The sequence below is a fragment of the Alphaproteobacteria bacterium genome, from assembly GCA_041396705.1.
In the GTDB taxonomy this organism is placed as follows: domain Bacteria; phylum Pseudomonadota; class Alphaproteobacteria; order CALKHQ01; family CALKHQ01; genus CALKHQ01.
This window is the reverse complement of sequence record JAWKYB010000002.1, coordinates 611,038-625,281: the sequence shown is the minus strand read 5'-3', so window position 1 is coordinate 625,281 and position 14,244 is coordinate 611,038. Positions and strand designations below refer to the sequence as shown.

The window sequence follows — 14,244 nt, the reverse complement described above, 5'->3', positions numbered from 1 at the left end:
GGCGCCGCAGCCTGAGGCTGCGGCGGCGCCTCACTGATACCGGTTCTGGCAATAGGCCAGGGCCTGGTCGCGCTCCCGTTCGGCCTGGGCGGAGCATTGCTCGAGCTGGTCGCGGGCCATTTCGGCCGCCTGCTCCGGCGTCTGGTTCCAGATCGGGGTGCGGAACTCCAGGTTGGTCCGCAGGTTGCTGCCGGGGCCGAAGCAGTAGGACCACAGCGCCTGCTGGAAGGCCAGTTGCGCCTGCGCGACGCATGCCTCGTAGCTCCACCCCGGCGAGCCGCCGAAGCCGGGGGCGCCGGGAAAGGGCAACGGCGCGACGACGAACCGGCCGCCGTCCCAGCCGGGCGGCGCCGGCGTTCCGTCCGGGTTGCGGCCGGCGCCGCGTCCGCCCGACGATTCCGTGCAGTTGCAGGCATAGCTGGTGTGGCTCGTGCCCTGCGGCGCCGAAGGCTCGCCGCGGCCCTGGTTGCCGCCGCCGGGCTGCTGCCCGGGGCCTTCGGTCTGGGCGGGCGCGGCGCCGATCTCGGACATCCGGCAACTGATCGTCGCGTTGGCGGCGGTCTGGTTCAGCTGCGCCTCGATCTGCTGGCACATCTGGGCGCATTGCTGCGGCCCGTCGCACGACATTTCGACCGCACCGGCGGCGGCCCATGGCAGGGCGGCACACGCCAAGGCGGCCAGCGCTCGGCATATGGCCGGCAGAAATCCCCAACCCATCTTCCGTGTCCTCCCAAACCGCACTGGTCAGCAAATCAGGGTGCCGAGACCGGTAGAGCGAAAGAATGGGCGGGCGATTGACTCCGCCGAACGTGAGCATCCTGCCGATGGATGCGACACTGACGGCTTTGTCAAAGCACGACAACTGCAATCCGACGGCATCGTCCGGCCGGCGGACCGCGGCGGGTCGGCCCGGCTGGACGACCTGTCAAAGACCCGGATCTAGCCGCACACCTCGGCCGGCTGCACCCGCAGCACCTCGTAGCGGCAGGTCGCGGTGACGCTGACGACGCAGACGGTGCGCTGCGATCCCTCCTGGCAGGCGCAGTCGAGCCAGGAATGCCGCAGCGGCGCCAGCCGGCCGTTGCGGTAGAAGCCGGCCGCGTCGTATCGCGCGGCGCAGGTGCGCACGCCCTGCCGCTCGACGTCGCGCCACGCCAGCTCGCAGGCCATCGTCTCCTTGTTCGGGCCCAGGCTTCGTTCGGACTGCAGCAGCACCGGCGCCTCGGCCGACACCCATGCCGTCTGGTCGGCCATCGCGCACTGGCCGGCGGGCACCGCGGCGACGGCGGGCGTCACCACTTCCACCACCTGCCCGGCAACGAAGGGCACCGCCTCCGGCGGCGCCGCCGCCGGACCGGCGCAGCCGGCTGCCGCCAGACCGCCCAGGATTCCCGCCAGCCGGCCGACCGCCCGCCGAGTCGCCATCGCACCCTCCCGCGCCCGAGACAGATTGTCGTGTACACCATCGCGGTTTCGCCGCAGCGTGGCGCTGATCCAGGTCAACCCGGTCGCGCCCCCGCGCGGCGCGACGGCGGTTCGGGCAGGCCATGTTCGAGACCATCGGCGACAGCCGGCACTTCGCATTCGGTTTCGGCCTGGCCGCCGCGCCCGGCGGCGCCTGGCTGTTCGGACGCTTCTGCTGCTGGATCGGCGGCACCGGTCGGCGATGCGTTCGCGACGACCGCGCTGCGCGACGTGCTGTTCCAGTTGCAGGAGGCGACCAAATACGCCCGCGCCGACCCGGACGGGCGGCGGAACCCGCGGCTCGCCGCGATTCCGGCGGACGAGGCGTTCGGCCGGATCAGCGGCGCGCTGTTCGGTCCCGGCGCGGCGGTGGCCGATGTGCAGGCGGCGCCCGGCGAGCCGCCGCCGGCCAATCACGTCATCCTGCCGGCGGTCGACGTTTTCGACGGCTGGCAGGCCTTCGCGGTCGATCGCGACCATGCCACCCGCATCCTGTTCGGGCGCCATCCGTTCGCGCGGATCGTGGATGTGTCGGTGCCGCGCGGCACGGTCGATGCCGTGCACGAGCACACGATCGCGCGCCTGGATGCGCTCTACGAACGCGCGGTGGCGCGCGACGGCCCGGTCTGAGCCGGCCGCGGCGCGCGCGGTCTCACTGCCCGCTCTCGCCCCAGCGGTCCGCCCGGAAGCGGCGGTCGCGCTCGGCCCGCTCGCGCAGCAGCGTGGCGTAGTGGTCGAGGGTCTCCGCGAACAGGTGCCGGGTCTCGGCGATGCGCGCCTCGCGCAGCGCCCCCATGCAGTCGAGCATCGAGCGGTGGTCGGCGGTCCAGCATTCCGGATGGGTCAGCAGCTGGAACGCGCGGCCCGCCGCGATCAGGTCGTGCGGCGTGGCCTGGCGCCAGTGCATCAGCGAGTCGCTGATGTAGCTGACGCGGCCGGTGGTGAAGCGGGGCGCATAGGCGTCGTTGGCGATGCGGGCCGACAGGTCGACCTGCCCGCCGTCGATCGGGATGTGCTGGGCCGCCGCAGTGACCGGCTGGCCGCTGAGGTCCTGCAGCAGCCGGATGTCCGCCGCCAGCGCCGCGTCGCCGCCGGGGCCGGCATAGCGGGCGGCCTCGTAGTGCAGGCCGATCTCGTGCCCGGCCTCGGTGATCGCGCGGATCGCCGCCCGCCCGGCAGGCGCCAGCAAATTGTAGAACGGGCAGCAGGTCTGCACGAAATAGGTGGCGGTCGCGGCTTCCTCCGCCTCGATCCCGGCCAGCGTCACCGCCGACCACAGGTCGTGGTCGAGGTCGTGGCGCAGCAGCAGCACCGGCCCGGCATCGTCGTCCTCGGCGGCGGCGGCCCCGGCCGGGGCGAAGTCGCGGAACGACAGCAGCCGATAGCCGCCCGCGCGCGCCGCGGTCAGGATGGCGCGATAGCCGGCCTGGGTGAAATAGCGGTCGTCGCCGTGATCGGCGAACGGGCTGGCCTCACCGGTCATGGGTGCGGTCGTGTCTGCGATCCGGGCGCGGCGCCACGGGCGGCGGGCTCAGGCCGCCGCCTGCGCCTGGCTGCGGGCCAGGTCGCGGTAGTAGGCCAGCGTGCGCTCCATGCCGACGTCGAACGCGGTGGTCGGCGCGAAGCCCAGCCGCTCGCGCGCGCGGCCGATGTCGGGGACGCGGTGCCAGCTGTCGTCGAATTTCTGCGAATAGGTGAAGGCGTCGGCCTCGATCGGCAGCGGCGCCTCGATCAGGCCGAGGCGCACCGCCGCCGCGTTCATGTATTCCGCCAGCGCGCGCATCGACATCGGCTGCGAGGCGCCGAGGTTGTAGCAGGCGGCGAACGGCTTCGCCGCATCCGGCGCGGCCTGCGCCGCCTCGGCCAGCGCCAGCATCATCCCGCCGACCGTATCCTCGACATAGCAGAAGCTGCGCTGCTGGCTGCCGTCGCCGCTCAGCCGCATCGGCTCGCCGGCCATGATGTTGGCCATGAAGTGGGGAATCACCCGCTTCGCCGCCGGATAGTCCATCATCGGGCCGTAGGTGTTGAACACGCGGATCACCACGCTGCGCGCCGCCGCATTGGCGATCAGGTTCTCCTCCAGCGCCTTGACGTGGGCATAGACCCAGCGGTTCACCTCCGGGCGCTCCAGCACGATCAGGTCGTCCTCCCGCATCGGCCGGTCGTACATGTGCGAATGCAGCGCATAGACGTCGGCCGACGAGGCGAACAGCGCGACGTGGTCGGCGGTCAGCAGCCGCGCCAGGTGCATGGTGCCGCGCAGGTTGTCGATGGTGTCGAACGGCCGGCTGATGGTCTCCTCGACGCCGACCACGCTGGCGAAATGGACGACGGTGCGGTGCGCCGCCACCTCGGCCGCCATCAGCGCCTCGTCGAACACCGAGCCCTCGACGCAGCGGGCCTGGGCGCGGCGGATCTGCGGGCAGTCGAAGGTGGAGTTCTTGCAGCTGAGGTCGTCGAGCACGGTCACCGCCTTGCCGGCCCGGGCAAGCGCCTCGGCCAGGTAGCGGCCGATGAAGCCGGCGCCGCCGGTGATCAGCACCGGGGACGGGATCGCGGCGATATCGAGCGCGGGTGCGGGGGCCATCTCGATCACACTCCTTGTTGCGGGCCGGAGGCTAACTGCCCCGGCAGGTTCGGGCTAGCCGTTGACGACCTTGGGCCAGCCCATCGCGCCGTCGTCGATGTCCGGCCGCGGCGCGGGCGCGTGCAGCGCGGACATGTCGGTGGCGGCCAGGCTGTCCGGCGGGGAACGCCGGGCGGCGAAGGCCGCGCGCGCGGTCGGCAGCAGGTAGACATAGCCGGCGAGGATCGTCTCGGCATAGGCCAGCGCGCGGCGGGCGGCGCCGGCCCAGTCGGGCCGGCCGCGCGGGGCCTCGGCGTCGGCGTCGAGCGTGACCACGCCGCTCTTGCCGCCGAAGGCCAGCCGGCGCGCCTTGTCGACGAAGCGCACCGGGTTCAGCGGATTGAACAGGAAGGCGAGGTCGAGCAGCGGCAGCGCGGCGATCTGCCACCAGGGATAGTTCTTCAGCACGAAGTACATGCGGCTGCGGCCGTTGCGCCACGGCATCAGCTTGCGCGCCGCGCCGACATAGTGGTGGACCACCGGCGAGCGGCCGACGACGGCGACCTTGAGGCCGCGCCGCTCCACCCGATAGCAGAAGTCGTTGTCGTCCCAGTGGAACAGGCAGCCGGGGTCGAAGCCGCCGAGTTCGACGAACAGCGCCCGGCGCATGAACATGTTGCAGCCTTCGAGCATGTTGGTGCGCGCGAGCGCCCAGGCCGGCCGGTCGAGCAGCATGCGGCCGCGCACCATGCCGTTCACCGTCATGCGCAGGTCCTTGGTGCCGACCACGCGGCCGCGGGCGTCCAGCGCCGCCTCGCCGCCGATCACGCCCAGGCTCGGGTCCGCCTCCAGCAGCGCGACCAGCTGGCGCGCGGCCTGCGGGTCGACGATGGTGATGTCGTTGTCCAGCACCCACAGATACTCGCCGGTGGTCAGCCGCACGGCCGCGTTGCGGCCCTCGCAGATGCCCAGATTGCGTTCGGCGCGATAGAGCCGCACCTCCGGGAATTCGCGGGCGATCATCTCGGGGGCTTCGTTGGTGCTGGCGTTGTCGACCACCACCACCTCGACGTCGGGATAATCGAGCGCGCGGATGCTGGCGAGGCAATCGCGCATCGCCTCGATCCGGTTATAGGACAGCACGATGATGGACAGGCGCGGCGCGCGCATCGCATCTTCCCCCGCGGATGCCGTGCCCGGTGCGGGCCGGCACGGCCTGTTCCCGCACCCGGGCCGACTTGGCGGCCGACGTCGGCGCAGGACGTTCATCCGCAAGGATAATTCGGAACTCTTACAAAAAAGTCAATAATGCCTTTGGTCAGAATTTGTAACAAAATCAAGTCCGGCATTAACTATAAGGACGGGCACCGGCCGGATGTATAGCCGGACACGCCGGCCGACGCGGGCAATGGACGAATAGACCGCAAAAGTAACAAGCGGTCATGTCCTGGTAATACTACTAGAATGCAAGAACTCGCTGCGCGTTTCCCGTGCATCCGCCCCGCCGGCGCCGCCAGGCCGCGGCGACAGGTGTGCCAGACGCTTGCGCCACCCGGGCGAGATTACTCGGGACTCAGGCCGGCTTCGTCGAAGTAGCGCCGCGCGCCCGGATGCAGCGGCGCGACCAGGCCGTCGCGGGCCATCGCCGCCGCGCTCAGCGATTCCAGCGCCGGATGCAGGCGGGTGAAGTCGTCCAGGTTGTCGAACACCGCCGAGACGATGGCGTAGATCACGTCGTCGCCGGCGCGCGCGGTGGTCATCAGCACCGCGACCATGCCGAAGGTCGGCACGTCGGCATCGTTGCCGCGGTACATGCCGCCGGGGATGGTGGCCGCGGCGTAGTAGGGGTGGGCGGCGACCAGCGCGTCGATCTCCGGCCCCGTCACCGGCACCACCACGATGTCGCAGGCGGCCGTCGCCTCCTGCACCGAGGCCGACGGATGGCCGACGATGAATACGCTGGCGTCGATCTCGCCCTCGCACAGGGCGCGGGCCTGGTCTGTCGACTTCAGCTCCGCCACCGCGGCGAAATCGTCCAGAGTCCAGCCCATCGCCTGCATGATCACGTCCATCGTCGCCCGCTGGCCGGAGCCGGGGTTGCCGATGTTGACCCGCTTGCCGACCAGGTCGGCAAAGGCGGCGATGCCGGCGTCGGCGCGGGCCAGCACGGTGAACGGCTCGCGATGCAGCGAGAACACGGCGCGCAGGTCGGGGGCGGGCGCGGGGAAATCGGCGCCGTCGCCGTGGACCGCGCGATAGGCCACGTCCGACTGCGCCAGCGCCAGGTCGAGGTCGCCGGCCTCCAGCGCCTGCAGATTGAACACCGACCCGCCGGTGCTTTCCACCGAGCAGCGGATGCCGTGCTCGGCGCGGTTGGGGTTGACCATGCGGCAGATCGCGCCGCCGGCCGGGTAGTAGACACCGGTGACGCCGGCGGTGCCGATGGTCACGAACCGGGGTTCCTGCGCCAGCGCGACCGCCCCGGCCGCCAGCAGGACCGCCAGCAGGGCCGCCGCCAGCAGGCCGCCAGGTCGTCCGGTGGAACGGGTTCGTGTCATCGTCTTCCAATCCGCAACCCGCGCCGGGAGCCCCCGGGCAGGGTTCGCGCCGGGCGGCCGCGGTCAGGCGCGGGCGCCGACCTGGCCGATCGCGTCGTCGATCGCCGCCACAGTGGTGTCCACGATCATGGCAGCTTCGTGTTCATCGATGATGAATGGCGGCGCCAGCAGCACATGGTCGCCGGCGACGCCGTCGACCGTGCCGCCCATCGGATAGCAGATCAGGCCACGGGCAAGCGCCGCCTGCTTGATCCGCGCATGCAGCCGCAGGGACGGATCGAACGGCGCCTTGCCGTCGCGGTCGGCGACCAGCTCCAGCCCGCGGAACAGGCCGCGGCCGCGGATGTCGCCGACATGCGGGTGCTGGCCCAGCCGGTCGTGCAGCAGCCGGTCGAGACGGTCGCCGAGCGCGCGCACGCGTTCGAGCAGGCCGTCGCGGTCGATCACCCGCTGCACCGCCAGCGCGGCGGCACAGGCGGTGGCGTGGCCCATATAGGTGTGGCCGTGCTGGAAGAAGCCGGAGCCGGCGGCGATGGCGTCGTAGAGGTGGGCGCCGGCCAGCACAGCGCCGATCGGCTGGTAGCCGGCGCCGAGCCCCTTGGCGATCGCGAGCAGGTCCGGCACCGCGCCGTCCTCGGCGCAGGCATAGCGCCAGCCGGTGCGGCCCATGCCGCACATCACCTCGTCGAAGACCAGCAGGATGCCGTGGCGGTCGCAGATCTCGCGGATGCGGGCGAGATAGCCGGGCACCGCCGGCACCGCGCCGGCGGTGGCGCCGACCACCGGCTCGGCCAGGAACGCCATCACCGTCTCCGGCCCCAGTTCCTGCACCTTGCGCTCCAGCGCGTCGGCGGCGCGCCGGCCATAGGCCTCCGCCGCCTCGCCGGCGCGGGCCTCGCGATACTGGTAGCAGGGCGCGATCTGGTGGGTCTCGATCAGCAGCGGCTCGAACGGCGCCCGGCGCCAGCGGTTGCCGCCGGCGGCCAGCGCGCCCAGGGTGTTGCCGTGATAGCTCTGCCGCCGGCTGATCACGTGGCGGCGCTGCGGCTGGCCGATCTCCAGGAAATACTGGCGGGCCAGCTTCAGTGCCGCCTCCATCGCCTCCGAGCCGCCGGAGACGAAATAGACCCGGTCGAGCCGCCGGGCCGGATCGGCCGGCCGCGGCGCCGTCGCGACCAGCAGATCGGCCAGTGCCTCCATCGGCGCGGTGGTGAATAAGCCGGTGTGGGCATAGGGGATGGCGTCGAGCTGCGCCTTGATCGCCGCGATCACCTCCGGATGCGCGTGGCCGAGGCACGACACCGCCGCGCCGCCGGAGGCGTCGAGATAGCGGCGGCCGTCGGCGTCGACGATCCAGGCGCCGTCGCCGCGCGCGGCGACCGGCAGCTGCAGCCCGGCGTGGCGGTGGAAGACGTGGCTGTCGGCGGCCTTCATCGCCGGCCGGCGTCCTCGGCCGGTCGAGCTGGGCGAACAGCACCACCAGCGCGGCGCAATCCAGCGGCATCACCGGGTTGGTGTAGATCATCCAGGTGTGGGCCGCGCGCGCCGAACACCTGGTTGACCAGGTCGGAGGCGCCGTTCAGCGCCTGCGGGTGGTCGCGGTAGTCCTCGGCGACGTTGAGCGTGCCCTCCAGCCGGAACACCCGGCGGATGCGGTCGAGCGAGCCCGCCGCGGCGCGCAGCTGGGCAATGGCGTTCAGTGCCGACAGCCGGCAGGCCTGGTAGCCCTCCTCGCCGCTCAGCGCGGCGCCGATCCGGCCCTTGTACTTCAGGTCGCCGTCGATCCACGGCAGCTGGCCGGAGGTCATGACAACGTTGTCGATCACCGCCCACGGCACGTAGTTGGCGACGGCGCCCGGTGCCGCCGGCAGGGTCAGGCCCAGCGCGGCCAGCCGCGCCTCCGGCGCCTCGATGTCGGTCAGATCGGCGGCGGTCATCGTCCCTCTCTTCAGTGCACGGATCAGGCTGTTCGCCTAAAGCATTGGCAACAAAGGCGTGGTCGCGGCAGGCGCCGGGCGCTATGACGGTGCCATGGCGAAGTCCGACGAGTCTCGGAAAAAACCGGCGCGGCGCAAGGCCTCTTCGCGTGCGGCGAAGCCGCGCCCGGCCGCAGCCAAGCCGACGAAGCCGGCGCGCGCGCGCAAGCCGGCCGCCAAAGCCAAGGCCGCCAAACCGAAGGCCGCGCGCAAGACCGGGCCGAAGGCCGCGCCGGCAACCGCGCCAAAACGCAAGGCGGCGCCGAAGCGGCCGGCGGCGACGCGCGCCGCAAGGCCGCCGTCCGCCGCAGCGCGCCGCGCCGGCGCAGCGCCGCCGGTCGGGCCGCCGGCTGTGGCCGCGGCTGCTGCGCTGGGCCGCGGTCGGCGCGGTTGGTCGGTGGTGCTGGTCGCCGGGCTGGTCGCCTGGTTCGCCTACGACCTGCCGTCGATCGACGACGCGCTCGCCGCCTCGCGCCGGCCGAGCATGGTGATCAAGGCCGCCGACGGCGCCGTGCTGGCCAGCTACGGCGACTATCACGGCGGCGCGCTGGACTACGAGGAGCTGCCGGATTCGCTGGTGCTGGCGGTGCTGGCCACCGAGGACCGCCGCTTCTTCGACCATCCCGGCATCGACATCGTCGGCGTGGCCCGCGCCGCGGTCAGCAACATCGTCGCCGGCGAGCTGCGCCAGGGCGCCAGCACGATCACCCAGCAGCTGGCCAAGAACCTGTTCCTGACGCCGGAGCGCACCATCCGCCGCAAGGTGCAGGAGGCGCTGCTGGCGCTGTGGCTGGAGCATCGCTTCTCCAAGCAGCAGATCCTGGCGATCTACCTCAACCGGGTCTATTTCGGCGCCGGCACCTACGGGGTGGAGGCGGCGTCGCAGCGCTTCTTCGGTCACAGCGCGCGCCGGCTGTCGCTGGCCGAATCGGCCATCCTGGCCGGGCTGCTGAAGGCGCCGTCGCGCTTCAACCCCGCCGCCGACCCGGACCGTGCCGCCGCCCGCGCCGCCACCGTGCTGGCCGGCATGGTCGACGCCGAATTCATCAGCGCCGCCCAGGCGGCCGACGCGCGCGCCGGCGTGGTCGGCTATGCCGACGCCGGCGGCGCGCGGCGCAGCGCCGATGCCCTCTATTTCGCCGACTGGGTGGCGGAGCATGCCGCCGCGCTGGTGCCTGCCGACGCCGGCGACCTGGTCATCGTCACCACGCTCGACCGCGGGCTGCAGGCGATCGCGGCCGGCGAGGTGCGCGCAACCCTGGCGGCGCAGGGCGCCGCCGCCCGGGTCGGCCAGGCCGCCGTGGTGATGCTGGCGCCGGACGGCGCGGTGCGGGCCATGGTCGGCGGCCGCGACTACCAGGCCAGCCAGTACAACCGCGCCACCGTGGCGCTGCGCCAGCCCGGCTCGGCGTTCAAGCCGTTCGTCTACCTCGCCGCGCTGCGGGAGGGCTGGCGCCCCGACAGCATGATCGACGACAGCCCGGTGACCATCGGCGGCTGGTCGCCGCAGAACTACGACGGCCGCTTCCGCGGGCCGGTGACGCTGCGCCAGGCGCTGGCGCAGTCGCTGAATGCCGCCACGGCCCGGCTGATCGACGATGTCGGCGTCGGCGACGTGCGCGCGCTGGCCCAGCGGCTCGGCATCGCCAGCGACCTGCCGCGTACGCCGGCGCTGGCGCTCGGTGCCGGCGGCGTGCACCCGCTGGAGCTGGTCGGCGCCTATGCCGCCATCGCCAATGGCGGCGTCGCCGTCGCGCCCTATGGCATCGTCGAGATCCGCGACGCCGCCGGCCGGCTGCTCTACGGCCACGGCGACGGCCGGCTCGCCCGGCAGATCGATGCCGACGACGCCGCGGCGATGGCCGGCATGCTGCGCGCCGTGGTGACCGAGGGCAGCGGCCGCGCCGCCGCCCTGCCCGGCGTCGCCGTCGCCGGCAAGACCGGCACCAGCTCCGACTATCGCGACGCCTGGTTCGTCGGCTTCGCCGGCGGTCTGGTTGCCGGCGTCTGGCTGGGCAACGACGACAACGGCCCGATGCGCAGCGTCACCGGCGGCGGCCTGCCCGCGGAGCTGTGGCGCGACATCATGGCCCGCGCGCTCGGCCTCGGCGTCGCCGCCGCTCAGTAGGCCGCCCTCTTTGCCGTCATCGCGGGCTGCCCGTCCCCCGCTACGCTTCGTCGCGAGCCGGCCGAAGGGCGGCGTGGCGATCCAGCCCCGCCGGCCTTGCCGGGAGCCCGCCGGGGCGCTCAGCGGGCGGCGATGACGGTGTAGCTGGCCAGGGTCGGCAGGCCGGGCGACGACAGGTAGGCCTCGCGCGCGCCGAGCACCACCTCCAGGTCGAGGTCGCCATTGCCGAGCAGCACCAGGATCGACAGGTTGCCGGCGCGCGATCGCGCCGTTTCCAGCCCCGGCAGTCCGCTGACGCGCCAGTTGTGGCCCTCGACCCGGTCGAGCACGACCAGGACCGCGGTGGCGTGGCGCTTCGCCAGCTCGATATGCGAGACGTTCAGCGTGTTGACCGCACCGGCGCCCAGCGCGGCCTGCGGCCCGCCCGCCGCCGACCCGCCGCCGTTGCACCCGGCCGTCGCAGCCGCCGCCAGCAGCAGAAGCACTGCAGCGATCTTCCCCATCCCGTCCTCCGCGGTCCGCCCGGCGGCACGGCCCCGACGGCCCACCGCCCCAATCTCGCCTTAGTCGCGGGCGGATGCCGGGCGGTTCACGGCGGCAGACAGAGCCGGCGACCCCCTCCTCGGTCATCGCTGGGTTCTCCCCGCGATCTTCCATCGGGCGCGCGGCGGCGCGAGATGCGCGGATCAGGTCCGCGCATGACGGCAGATCGACAAACGGCCGGCGCCGGCCGGCGGCGTCGAAACGGCCGCAACGCCGCACGACCCCCGTATGCCCAATGTTTCACGTGAAACAAAACAGGAACATCATGCCCTCCCCTAACGGTCCACGCCCATGCGCAGGTGCAGCTCGGTCGGGCGGAGCAGGCGGAGGTCGCGCAGGAAGGGTTCCTTCTGCAGGATGCGCACGTCGGCGCGGGTGACCGGGCCGACCAGCATCAGCTTGCGGGCGACGCTGTAGCGGGCGCGGCGCAGGCCGAACACCTTCTGCAGCACGTAGAAGGTCAGGTAGTGGTCGTCGACGATGCCGAACACCGGCCGCTCCGACCGCCGCACCACGGTGATGAAGTCGAGGTTGAACAGCTTGTCGCCGTTGACCGGCGAGTGGCGGTCGGGGCCGTCGCTGAACACGAAGTCGTAGGGCCGGTCGGGGATCGCCGCATACTCGACCCCGCGGAAGCACTTGTAGAAGCCGTCGCGCTTCGGGCTGAGCACCAGGTCGACGCGGCCGGCCAGTTGTGCCGGCAGGCACTGGCGCGCCACCGCGTGCCAGTGCGGCACGTCCTCCATGCTGGTCACCCGGCCGGGCGGCGCGCCCTCGCGCTCGTTCTCCAGCTGGGCATAGGCCAGCACGACGGTGGAGATGCCGGTGCCGCATTCCAGGATCTCGGTCGGCCGCCGCCGCCGCACCTCCTCGTAGAGGGTCAGATAGTCGCCGTAGGAGACGCCGGTCACCGCCGAGTTGCGGGCATAGGCCTCGATCAGCGCCCACAGCGGCGCGTTGGCGCGCAGCACCGCCTCGGCCCGGCGGCTGCGGCGCGCGACCAGGGCGTGGGCCACCGCGGCGCGGAACCGGGTCAGCGGCCCGAACTCCGCGGCGCTGATCCGGGTGACGGCGGCGCCCGGGGCGTTGTCGGGGCGCAGCGACCTGACGTCGAGCATGGCGATCTCCCATCGTCGTCGGCCCATCACGCGCGCATCGCCGCCGCGATGCAACAGCGGCCGAAGCGGGGTTGAACCGATCGCCGGCCCGCCGCGACCTCTCCGACGTGCCCTGCGCGCTTGGGACGGAAGGTGGGCCGCATCGGTCCTTGCGTCGCGGCACCAGGACCGCGGTCCCGCCCGCCCGGGAACGCGGCGAAACGGAACCCAAAGTCTGCACCGCGCCGTGCGCGCCCAGGCAAGCGGAGGACGGCTCGATGGCCCTGACCGCATCCAAGTCCAAAGTCACCGGCCCGGTGACGAGCACGGTCGGCGACCTGATCTTCGGCACCGAGAAGGACGACTGGCTGGACGGCACCGCCGGCAACGACCAGGTCAGCGGCCGTGCCGGCAACGACGTGATCCGCGGCCTGTGGGGCGACGACCGGCTGTTCGGCGGCGACGGCCACGACTGGCTGGTCGGCGACGACGGCGACGACCAGCTCTACGGCGGCGACGGGTTCGACCGGCTGTTCGGCGGCGGCGACGACGACCTTCTCTATGGCGGCGCGGGCAACGACACCCTGGTCGGCGGCGCCGGCGCAGACCTGCTGGACGGCGGGTCGGGCGTGGACACCGCCGACTATTCCGCCTCGACATCGACGCTCTGGATCTCGCTGGCCACGGGCACCGGATCGCTCGGCGACGCCGCCGGCGACACCTTGCTGTCGATCGAGAACCTGATCGGCGGACAGGCCTTCGACTATCTCGTCGGCAACGCCGAGGCCAACGTGATCGACGGCGGCGGCGGCGGCGACTATGTCGAGGCCGGCGACGGCAACGACACCCTGGTCGGCAGCCTGGGCCACGACACGCTGGTCGGCGGCGGCGGCGCCGACACGGTGGACTACTCCGCCTACGACCCCGCGCAGGAGCCCGATCCCGGCCCGGGCGACATCGTGCTCGGCACCCAGGGCAGCGGCCTGCTGGGCAACGGTGCCGGCACCGTGTCCGGCGTCGACGGGCTGATCGTCCATCTCGGCTTCCAGCACACCCTGTTCGGCGATGAGAGCCGCAAGGACGCGCTCGACGGGATCGAGCACGCGGTCGGCACCGGCCGCAACGACCGGATCATCGGCGATGCCGGCGCGAACCGCCTGTCGGGCGACGGCGGCGACGACTATCTGTTCGGCGGCCTCGGCGACGACGACATCTTCGGCGGCAGCGGCAACGACGACCTGTGGGGCTCCGGCGGCCGGGACGAGATGTTCGGCGGCGACGGCATCGACGACCTGCGCGGCGGCCAGGACGACGACGTTCTCTACGGCGGCTTCGGCGACGACCGGCTCTATGGCGACGCGGGGGCGGACCATCTCTATGGCGAGGGCGACGCGGATCGGCTCTATGGCGGCGCCGACGACGACGTGCTGCACGGCGGCGACGGGGGCGACACGCTCCACGGCGACGACGGCGACGACCAGCTCCACGGCGGCAGGGGCCTGGACGACCTGTGGGGCGGCGCCGGCGCCGACCTGTTCTGGTTCGGCGAGGACGGCGAGGGCCAGGGCAAGGAGGCCGGCAAGACCATGGCGGTCGTCCGCGACTTCAGCCAGGCCGACGGCGACCTGCTGGTGCTCGACCTCATCGATGCGGACGTAACGGTCGCCGACGACCAGGCGTTCGCGTTCATCGGATCGAACGGATTCACCGGGGTCGCGGGCCAGCTGCGCTACTTCCACGCGACGGCGGTCGACGACCTGACGGTCGTCGAAGCCGATGTCGACGGCGACGCCGTCGCCGACTATCGCTTCGAGATCGTGGGCCTGGCGATCCTGACCGAGGCCGATTTCGGCCTCTGAGCCGGCGTCGCCGCCGATCCCGCGGCGCCGCGCCCAGCCGGCCCCAGCGC

The 14,244-nt window shown here is 72.5% G+C and carries 13 protein-coding genes; 3 read left to right on the top strand and 10 right to left on the bottom strand.

Features of this window, described 5'->3' with window-relative positions:
* Window positions 1–30 precede the first annotated feature (30 nt).
* Both R3F55_02920 and R3F55_02915 read right to left on the bottom strand, forming a co-directional pair.
* Entirely contained in the window at window positions 31–594 is a 564-nt protein-coding gene (locus tag R3F55_02920; protein ID MEZ5666385.1) for a hypothetical protein, read from the bottom strand.
* Between the two features lie 345 nt (window positions 595–939).
* Complete coding sequence (locus R3F55_02915) at window positions 940–1,425, bottom strand: hypothetical protein (protein MEZ5666384.1); 486 nt, start codon at window positions 1,423–1,425, stop codon at window positions 940–942.
* Window positions 1,426–1,695: 270 nt separating this feature from the next.
* Here R3F55_02915 and R3F55_02910 point away from each other — a divergent pair, with 270 nt between their 5' ends.
* Window positions 1,696–2,094 carry a hypothetical protein gene (locus R3F55_02910; GenBank protein ID MEZ5666383.1) on the top strand — a complete coding sequence of 133 codons (399 nt, stop codon included), beginning with the start codon at window positions 1,696–1,698 and terminating at the stop codon, window positions 2,092–2,094.
* A 22-nt stretch (window positions 2,095–2,116) separates the two neighbouring features.
* Here the strand turns inward: R3F55_02910 and R3F55_02905 are convergent, their stop codons facing one another.
* The 6 genes from R3F55_02905 to R3F55_02880 all read right to left on the bottom strand — a co-directional run bounded on the left by R3F55_02905 (window position 2,117) and on the right by R3F55_02880 (window position 8,528).
* A complete protein-coding gene (locus R3F55_02905) occupies window positions 2,117–2,947 on the bottom strand; it encodes a hypothetical protein (GenBank protein MEZ5666382.1) in 831 nt (276 codons plus the stop codon).
* Window positions 2,948–2,995: 48 nt separating this feature from the next.
* Window positions 2,996–4,054: an NAD-dependent epimerase/dehydratase family protein gene (locus tag R3F55_02900; protein ID MEZ5666381.1), complete on the bottom strand. Its 1,059-nt coding sequence runs from the start codon at window positions 4,052–4,054 to the stop codon at window positions 2,996–2,998.
* 54 nt (window positions 4,055–4,108) lie between these two features.
* Window positions 4,109–5,203 (bottom strand): glycosyltransferase family 2 protein, encoded by a 1,095-nt coding sequence (locus R3F55_02895; GenBank protein ID MEZ5666380.1) that lies wholly within the window; start codon window positions 5,201–5,203, stop codon window positions 4,109–4,111.
* A gap of 392 nt (window positions 5,204–5,595) precedes the next feature.
* Window positions 5,596–6,591: a TAXI family TRAP transporter solute-binding subunit gene (locus R3F55_02890; protein ID MEZ5666379.1), complete on the bottom strand. Its 996-nt coding sequence runs from the start codon at window positions 6,589–6,591 to the stop codon at window positions 5,596–5,598.
* Window positions 6,592–6,654: 63 nt separating this feature from the next.
* Window positions 6,655–8,025 carry an aspartate aminotransferase family protein gene (locus tag R3F55_02885; GenBank protein MEZ5666378.1) on the bottom strand — a complete coding sequence of 457 codons (1,371 nt, stop codon included), beginning with the start codon at window positions 8,023–8,025 and terminating at the stop codon, window positions 6,655–6,657.
* Window positions 8,022–8,528 (bottom strand): RidA family protein, encoded by a 507-nt coding sequence (locus R3F55_02880; protein ID MEZ5666377.1) that lies wholly within the window; start codon window positions 8,526–8,528, stop codon window positions 8,022–8,024. Before R3F55_02880 ends, R3F55_02885 begins: the two co-directional genes overlap by 4 nt.
* 391 nt (window positions 8,529–8,919) lie before the next feature.
* Here R3F55_02880 and R3F55_02875 point away from each other — a divergent pair, with 391 nt between their 5' ends.
* Window positions 8,920–10,695 (top strand): PBP1A family penicillin-binding protein, encoded by a 1,776-nt coding sequence (locus tag R3F55_02875; protein ID MEZ5666376.1) that lies wholly within the window; start codon window positions 8,920–8,922, stop codon window positions 10,693–10,695.
* A 119-nt stretch (window positions 10,696–10,814) separates the two neighbouring features.
* Here R3F55_02875 and R3F55_02870 read toward each other — a convergent pair whose 3' ends face one another.
* Both R3F55_02870 and R3F55_02865 read right to left on the bottom strand, forming a co-directional pair.
* Window positions 10,815–11,198, bottom strand: coding sequence for a hypothetical protein (locus R3F55_02870; protein ID MEZ5666375.1), 384 nt, complete (start codon window positions 11,196–11,198; stop codon window positions 10,815–10,817).
* A 315-nt stretch (window positions 11,199–11,513) separates the two neighbouring features.
* The gene (locus tag R3F55_02865) at window positions 11,514–12,383 is read right to left on the bottom strand and encodes a class I SAM-dependent methyltransferase (GenBank protein MEZ5666374.1); all 870 of its coding nucleotides are present in this window, start codon (window positions 12,381–12,383) and stop codon (window positions 11,514–11,516) included.
* A gap of 230 nt (window positions 12,384–12,613) precedes the next feature.
* Here R3F55_02865 and R3F55_02860 point away from each other — a divergent pair, with 230 nt between their 5' ends.
* Entirely contained in the window at window positions 12,614–14,194 is a 1,581-nt protein-coding gene (locus R3F55_02860) for a calcium-binding protein (GenBank protein ID MEZ5666373.1), read from the top strand.
* The last annotated feature ends 50 nt before the right edge of the window (window positions 14,195–14,244 follow it).